The sequence below is a fragment of the Streptomyces sp. NPDC050211 genome (assembly GCF_040656035.1).
In the GTDB taxonomy this organism is placed as follows: Bacteria; Actinomycetota; Actinomycetes; order Streptomycetales; family Streptomycetaceae; genus Streptomyces.
The window spans coordinates 78,429-85,156 of sequence record NZ_JBFALC010000043.1 but is presented as its reverse complement, the minus strand read 5'-3'; the positions used below and the strand labels follow the sequence as shown (position 1 = coordinate 85,156).

The 6,728-nt window shown below is 70.7% G+C and carries 5 protein-coding genes; 2 read left to right on the top strand and 3 right to left on the bottom strand.

Translation table 11 applies throughout. The features are described 5' to 3' along the window. Positions 1-93 precede the first annotated feature (93 nt). Positions 94-2,331, top strand: coding sequence for a serine/threonine-protein kinase (locus AB0I98_RS33395; RefSeq protein ID WP_362948461.1), 2,238 nt, complete (start codon positions 94-96; stop codon positions 2,329-2,331). Positions 2,332-2,379: 48 nt separating this feature from the next. On the opposite strand, the gene nadA is transcribed toward AB0I98_RS33395, so the two are convergent. Continuing rightward, complete coding sequence (gene nadA / locus AB0I98_RS33390) at positions 2,380-3,564, bottom strand: quinolinate synthase NadA (RefSeq protein WP_328366085.1); 1,185 nt, start codon at positions 3,562-3,564, stop codon at positions 2,380-2,382. A 365-nt stretch (positions 3,565-3,929) separates the two neighbouring features. Here nadA and AB0I98_RS33385 point away from each other — a divergent pair, with 365 nt between their 5' ends. Beyond that, a complete protein-coding gene (locus AB0I98_RS33385) occupies positions 3,930-4,286 on the top strand; it encodes an iron-sulfur cluster assembly accessory protein (RefSeq protein WP_093827773.1) in 357 nt (118 codons plus the stop codon). Between the two features lie 128 nt (positions 4,287-4,414). Here AB0I98_RS33385 and AB0I98_RS33380 read toward each other — a convergent pair whose 3' ends face one another. Next, on the bottom strand, positions 4,415-6,352 hold the full coding sequence (locus AB0I98_RS33380; RefSeq protein WP_362948459.1) for a hypothetical protein: 1,938 nt from the start codon (positions 6,350-6,352) through the stop codon (positions 4,415-4,417). A gap of 147 nt (positions 6,353-6,499) precedes the next feature. Then, a complete protein-coding gene (locus AB0I98_RS33375; protein WP_362948457.1) occupies positions 6,500-6,709 on the bottom strand; it encodes a hypothetical protein in 210 nt (69 codons plus the stop codon). Between the last annotated feature and the right edge of the window lie 19 nt (positions 6,710-6,728).

The following is a 6,728-nucleotide window of genomic DNA, read 5'->3' as shown; positions in this document are numbered from 1 at the left end:
GACCGAACCCCTCAAGGTTCGGTCCCCGGCCGCCGCCGTTTCTCCGTTACGTATCCTGTGCCCGAACTGCTTTGCGGCGAAGGGGATCCGGGCGTGCCACTGCACAAGGATGACCCGAAATCGGTCGGCGGGTACAAGCTCGTGGACCGGCTCGGGGCCGGCGGCATGGGGATCGTCTACTGGGGCAGATCGCGCTCGGGCCGTGACGTCGCCGTGAAGGTGGTGCACGCCCAGTACGCCGAGGACAGCGTCTTCCGCGCCCGGTTCCGTCAGGAGATCGAGGCCGTCCGCAAGGTGAGCGGAGCCTTCACCGCACCGGTCGTGGACGCCGACCCGGAGGCGGTACGGCCCTGGATGGCGACCCAGTACGTGCCCGGCAGCTCGCTCGCCCAGCGGATCCGCGACCAAGGGGGGCTCCGCGGCACCGAACTGCGGCGGCTGGCCCTGGGGCTGGTGGAGGCGCTGCGGGACATCCACCGGGCGGGGGTCGTGCACCGCGACCTCAAGCCGGCCAATGTCCTGATCGCCGAGGACGGCCCGCGCGTCATCGACTTCGGAATATCCCGCGCGGCCGAGAACCACAACACCCTGACCGAGACCGGCCAGATGATCGGCACCCCGCCCTTCATGTCCCCGGAACAGTTCACCGACGCCCGCACGGTCGGCCCCGCCTCGGACGTCTTCTCGCTCGGGGCGCTGCTGGTGTTCTCGGTCACCGGGCGGGGGCCCTTCGACGCCGACAGCCCCTATCTGACCGCCTTCCGGGTCGTCCACGAGGCGCCCAGGCTGGACGGCGTGGCACAGCCGCTGCGTGCGGTCCTGGAGCGCTGCCTGGCGAAGGAGGCCGCGGACCGTCCCGAACTGGACGAGCTGGCCCAGGAGTTCGCGGACGCCCTGCCCGAAGCGAACCCCGCCGACCCGGCCACCGTGACGCTCCGCCGGGATGTGCTGGGGACCGGCGAGGAGACCGCCTCCGGGGCGGTCCCGGCGGCGGTGACGAAGCTCCCGCGGATCCGCCGCCGGGGCCGCCGGGCCCGCCCGCTGCTGGCGGCGGCCGGCACGGTGGGCGCGGTGGCCCTGGGCCTGCTCGGATACCTCATGTTCAGCCCGGGATTCGAGGACAGCCCTCAGGACGCGGCGAGCGCACCGATCGCGGCGTCCCGCTGGGGGGCGCTGCCCACCGGCTGGCAGCCCTGGCAGACGACGGCGTACGAGACGGCACAGCGGGGCGAGGCCAAGCCGCTGGGGAAGGAGAGCGGCTCCCCGACCGACGTCACCTGCCGGAGGTACGAGGACGCGGTCTACTGCGCGGGCAACAACATCCTTCCGGTACGTCTGGACGGCCGTACCGGCACCACCGTCTGGCGCTCCTCCCTCGCGTCCGCCGACTCCGGCGACACGGCGGTGAACAACTTCACGCTCCTCGGCGTGCGGGACGGCGCGGTGCTCCTGCGGCAGGCCGTCTACAAGGGCGCCTCCCAGGACAGGACCAGCGTCGTCGCCCTCGACACGGAGAGCGGCGAGCAGCTGTGGTCTCGCGACGTGAACGACGCCGGCATCGACCAGATGCTCTCCGGCGACCTCGTCCTGACCGTCGACAGCAGCGGCCGGCTGGTGACGGCCCGCTCCCCGCGCACCGGCACCGACCTCTGGACCACGCAGGTGCCCGCCGACAACTACTGCCAGTTCCTGACGGTCGGTTCCGGCCTGTACCGGCACTGCTTCCCGGACGACGAGACCCAGGCCGCCGAGTTCCTGGAGCTGAAGCCGGCCGACGGGTCGGTGGTCCGACGCCTGAAGATCCCGTACACGACCGTCCTGCTCGGCACCGTCGACGGCAGGCTTGCCTTCGCGGTCGGCCCCACAGGACCGGCGCGCCCCGAGGAGCTGACGTTCAGCACGGTCCTGCTGGTCGACCCGGACACCGGCGCCCTCACCACCACGAAACTGCCGAAGACCTACGAGGGCGCGGTGACGCTGGCCGCCGACTCCCTGTGGATCACCGCGGCCAACGGCCAGGTGACCGCAGTGTCCCCGCTGACCGGCAAGCAGCTGTGGCAGAACCGGACCGACGCCGAGGGCTCGGGCAGACCCACGTACGACGCCCGCACCCGAACCCTGTATGTGGCCAGCCTCAGCGGCCGGGTCGCGGCCCTCGACGCCCGCAGGGGCACGCTGCTGTGGGAGACGGACGCGCACGCCGAGCAGCTCGCGAGCGGCGAAACGACCAAGTCCGCGGTGCAGTCGTACGGCGGCGCGCTGATCGTGAACACCCCGGACGGCACCGTCTTCACCCTCGACCCGGCTCACCCCGAGCGGAACTCGGGGTGAGCGCGGGGTGAGCGCTCCTCGCAACGGTCCTACGGCAGCGCAGCGGTCCTAAGGCAGCGCCAGCATCCGCTCCAGCGCCAGCTTCGCGAACGCCTCGGTCTCCTTGTCGACCTCGATCCGGTTGACCAGGTTGCCCTCGGCCAGCGACTCCAGGGCCCAGACCAGGTGCGGCAGGTCGATGCGGTTCATGGTCGAGCAGAAGCAGACCGTCTTGTCGAGGAAGACGATCTCCTTGCCCTCGGGCGCGAAACGGTTCGCCAGTCGGCGCACGAGATTCAGCTCGGTCCCGATGGCCCACTTGGAGCCGGCCGGCGCCGCCTCCAGCGCCTTGATGATGTACTCGGTCGAACCGACGTAGTCCGCCGCGGAGACGACCTCGTTCTTGCACTCGGGGTGGACGAGGACGTTGACGCCGGGGATGCGCTCACGGACGTCGTTCACCGAGTCCAGCGAGAAGCGGCCGTGCACCGAGCAGTGCCCCCGCCAGAGGATCATCTTGGCGTCGCGCAGCTGCTCCGCCGTCAGCCCGCCGTTCGGCTTGTGCGGGTTGTAGAGCACGCAGTCCTCGAGGGACATGCCCATGTCCCGCACCGCGGTGTTGCGGCCGAGGTGCTGGTCCGGCAGGAAGAGGACCTTCTCGCCCTGCTCGAAGGCCCACTCCAGGGCCCGCTGGGCATTGGACGACGTGCAGATCGTGCCGCCGTGCTTGCCCGTGAACGCCTTGATGTCCGCGGACGAGTTCATGTACGAGACGGGGACGACCTGCTCGGCGATCCCGGCCTCGGTCAGCACGTCCCAGCACTCGGCGACCTGCTCGGCCGTCGCCATGTCGGCCATCGAGCAGCCGGCGGCGAGGTCGGGCAGGACCACCTTCTGGTCGTCGGAGGTCAGGATGTCCGCCGACTCGGCCATGAAGTGCACACCGCAGAAGACGATGTACTCGGCCTCGGGGCGCGCGGCGGCGTCCCGGGCCAGCTTGAACGAGTCACCGGTCACATCCGCGAACTGGATGACCTCGTCGCGCTGGTAGTGGTGGCCGAGCACGAAGACCTTGCTGCCGAGCTTGGCCTTGGCCGCGCGGGCACGCTCGACCAGGTCCGGGTCGGACGGCGAGGGCAGGTCACCGGGACACTCGACGCCGCGTTCGCTCCTCGGGTCGGCCTCACGGCCGAGGAGCAGCAGGGCGAGGGGCGTCGGCTGTACGTCGAGCTCCTGGGTCTGGGCGGTGGTCACGACACGCACCCTTTCTGTTCTGCGGCTCGCCGGCCCGGGGGCGGGTCGGCGGGACATGCGGGACACCGTTCACCGGCGAGAAGAAGCGACTTCTCGTCGATTTGACGCTATCTATCATAACTGCTTCACGTCAGTTTGACGATGGCCATCGCGTCGATGTGACGTGAATCCCGACACCTCGTCGTCGCATGGCGTTGTCGCGTTGTCCGTGCCGCTGTCCACAGGCCGCTGTGCGCTCCCGGGCGCATGTGCGAGCATGAAGAGACAAGCCAAGGGAAAGTCTCGGGCGGGCCCGGAATGAATCCGCGGCCGCGCCGGTTGCAACCGTCGGCAAGCAGTCTCCGTACTACCCGGGAGAGATGTAGATGTCCGTATCGGACGAGACCAGCACCGTCACCGACGGCATCATCCTGTCCGACGCCGCCGCGGCGAAGGTCAAGGCCCTGCTCGACCAGGAAGGCCGTGAGGATCTGGCCCTGCGCGTCGCCGTTCAGCCCGGCGGCTGCTCCGGCCTGCGCTACCAGCTCTTCTTCGACGAGCGTTCCCTCGACGGTGACGTGGTCAAGGACTTCGGCGGCGTCAAGGTCGTCACCGACCGCATGAGCGCTCCGTACCTGGGCGGTGCCTCCATCGACTTCGTGGACACCATCGAGAAGCAGGGCTTCACGATCGACAACCCGAACGCGACGGGCTCCTGCGCCTGCGGTGACTCCTTCAGCTAAGCCAGCTAAGCCTCGAGCTTCAGCCTGGCCTTTTGTGCATAAAGTTTCTGGTGCGCCTCATGGTTTTTTTTATGGGGGCGGCCCCCTCTGTGGGGGCCGCCGCCTTCACGCTTGTGTTGTGCGGCAGATCACCGGGCGCCGGACGTCTCCGGCAGCCGCGCCCCCGCCTTCTCCAGCGGGACCGCCTTGCCGTCCGCCCCTACGACCTTCCGGTCGCCCAGCGGCTCGTCCAGCTGGACGGTCTGGTGGTACTCCTTCGCGATCATGATGCAGACCTTGCCCGGCCAGGGCTTCTCGGTCACCGTGACCGTCACCTTGTCGCCGTCCTCGGCCGCCGTCGCCTCGTAGTCGGCGCAGACCCCGCCGGTGAAGGCCACGGTCAGCTCGCTGCCCTCGGCCGTGTAGCCCTCCACCGCCACCTCACGGGGGGCCGGCGCGGAGGTCGGCTCGTCACCGGGCGAGGTCGGCAGCGTGCTGGGCTGCCCGCTCGGCGCGGACGTCGCCGGCGAGGCCAGGTACTTCGGGTCGACCGCCGGATGCGTCACCGTGAAGGCGTCCTCGGCCCCCGGCGCCCGCACCTCGTACAACCAGGACGGCACCAGCGCCGGCTGCCCGCCCACGGTGTGCGAGGCCAGCCCGAACACCGCCCTCTCGACGGTGATCGTCGACTGCTGTGGGGCGCCGGTCTCCGCACCGCACGGCGCCTCCTGCCGGTCCTTCAGCGGTACGGGACTGGCGCATCCGCCGATGCCCATCCGGTGGTCGGCCGCCGGCGCCTTGTTCATCAGACCCAGCGTCTTCTCGGCGCTCAGCACGGGATACGTGTCCCCCTTCACCGGCGCCTCCAACTGACCGCTGCCGCCCACGACTTCACCCTCGGCGCCGACCGTCAGTCCGGTCGTCCAGCCGTACGTCGGCATTCCGCCGACCACCGGATTCGCGTTCACCACGCGGTGGGCGCCGATGACCTGGCTGGTGTCGATCTTGGCGTCGTCCTGTCCGACGGCCTTGAGGATCGGCGCGGCTGCCTGCTCGGCGGCCTCGGGGCTCACCGGATCGTCCGCCGGATTGGCGGGGTCCTTGGAACAGACGGTGGTGCTCTCGCAGTCGTCCGTCCCGGGCGCGTACCGGTGGAACGTCCACGTACCCGGCGCCGCCTTGTTCACCTGCAGACTCGGCCCCGCCGCGTCCTTCGCGCCCACCGTCCAGGCCTGTCCCTGGGCGACCGGTGTCCCGTCCACGCCCAGTGCGGCAGCCAGCTCGGCCACCTGATCCTGGGTGACCTCACCGCTCACCCGGTACACCGGCGCGGAATCAGGACCGTCCGGCATCTCACCCCCGGCCTTGTACGTCACCCCGTTCGGATCGGGCTCACCCGGCGCGATACCGGCGCTGCCCTCGGAGTACCCGTCGAGCGCGAGCGGCGGGGGAGTGCCGTCGCCGCCGGGGGCCCCGGACGACGTACGCCCGTCCGAACCACCGGACGCGGTGGCGGCGAAGTACGCCCCACCACCACCGACGAGCAGCACGGCCGCGGCGACGGAGGCAATGGCGACGGGCGAACGCCGCCGAGGGGGCCGTGCCGCAGAGCCCTCTTCGGGGGCGACCACGTGGAGGTCGGAGGTTTCGGGGGGCGCTTCGGCGCCGGGGGCGGGGGCGTCGGTGTCGAGGGCTTCGGCGCCGGGAGGTGTGGGGGCGAGGGAGTCGGGGTCGGGGGCAGGCGCTTCCTCGTCGTCGGCTGTGGCCTCGGGCCCTTCGACGCCGGGCGCTTCCGCGTCAGGTGCCTCGTCCCCGGAGCCGTCGCTCTCCGCCGAAGTGCCTTCGTCCTCCGGGATGCCCGGCTCCTCGGAGTCGCCGCTTGCCTCCTGGGCGCTCAGCTCCTCGGAGGTGTCGCCCGCCTCCCGGGCGCCCTGCTCCTCCGAGGCACCCTTTCCGGCGGTGTCCATGGCGTCCCGAGTCGTCCCGGCGTCTTCGGCGGCACCGGCGGTGCCCTTCTCCGCCCGTGCCTCCTCCGCGTCCTTGCCGGAGGCGCCCGCGTCGTCGTTGTCGGGTCGCTCGGTGTTCACCGCATCGCTCCTTCGCCTGCACAACTGTCCCTGTTGACCCGGCCCTGCCAATTCAGCGCGGGCGATGGGTCGTATTCCGCATCCCCTCTACGGGGGACAGCGATGGGACGCAGCGGGGGAGCGCGCGGTTCCCCTGACGGCGCTGAATCAGTCGCCGTAGTCCGACATGGCGTCCAGCAGCCGCGCGGACTTCTTCGGCACGCTCACCCCGTGAATGAGGGACGGGGAGACGGGAAGGGCGGCGCTCCGGTCCGGAACCGTCCAGTGGGGAACCATCCGGGCACAATCGCCGCGCAGCGACGCCAGATCCCCTTCCAGATCGACCGGGACCGGAGCATGGACGTCGAGTTTCGTCATAACGGCACCGTACGCACGT

Bases quoted from the DNA above. Each gene is read 5' to 3' on its own strand.
- AB0I98_RS33375 (WP_362948457.1), bottom strand. From the start codon at position 6,709: ATGACGAAACTCGACGTCCATGCTCCGGTCCCGGTCGATCTGGAAGGG.
- AB0I98_RS33385 (WP_093827773.1), top strand. From the start codon at position 3,930: ATGTCCGTATCGGACGAGACCAGCACCGTCACCGACGGCATCATCCTG.